The 839-nt window shown below is 54.9% G+C and carries 1 pseudogene; it reads left to right on the top strand.

Annotated elements, in window-relative coordinates:
* Positions 1–814: pseudogene (locus CCD76_RS20550) on the top strand (IS3 family transposase); the annotation flags it as partial.
* Positions 815–839: the final 25 nt, after the last annotated feature.

Genomic DNA, 839 nt, shown 5'->3' on the forward strand with positions numbered 1-839 from the left:
CGCGCTGATAGACCAGTTGAGTGAGCAGGAGTCGGTAGAAATGGTCTGTGAGGCGTTTGGTGTATCTCGTTCCAGCTACTATGAACACCGTCGTAAGCGTTCATGTATCGATGTCGAGCGTTTGACGCTCAGAGCTGCCGTGAATCGGTTATTCACCAGGAGCCGCAGCTCGGCGGGTAGTCGCATGATCACCGCCATGCTCAATGACGAGGGTGTTGCTGTTGGACGCTTCAAGGTCCGCCGCCTCATGCAAGAGCTGCGGTTGGTCTGTAAGCAACCAGGCCCCCATGCTTACAAGCAGGCCACCGTTGAATGTCCGGATATTCCGAACCATCTAGGTCGTGAATTCACGGTCAATTGGCCCAATCAGGTCTGGTGCGGCGATATTACCTATGTATGAGCCGGGCAATGCTGGAGCTATCTGGCGGTGGTTCTGGATCTGTACGCCCGTCGGGTCGTCGGTTGGGCATTATCGACGCGACCCAATGCCGAGTTGGTAGTCAATGCATTGGATTATGCCTACGAGCAACGAGGTAGGCCGTCTGGATTGCTGTTTCACACTGATCAAGGTAGCCAATACACCAGTCGCCTGTTCCGCCAACGATTATGGCGCTACCGCATGAGGCAGAGCATGAGCCGGCGTGGAAATTGCTGGGACAATGCGCCCATGGAGAGGCTGTTTCGAAGCCTGAAGAGTGAATGGATTCCTGTCTTGGGCTATCCGAGCATTTGCGATGCCAGAAAGAACATCGGTGAGTACCTGATGGGCTACTACAACCGTCAGCGGCCCCACTCATTCGATGAGGGAGTGTAGTGGCACAGTGAATCTGGCCACCTGA

This window comes from Salinicola salarius (assembly GCF_002179555.1).
GTDB classification, from domain to species: domain Bacteria; phylum Pseudomonadota; class Gammaproteobacteria; order Pseudomonadales; family Halomonadaceae; genus Salinicola; species Salinicola salarius_A.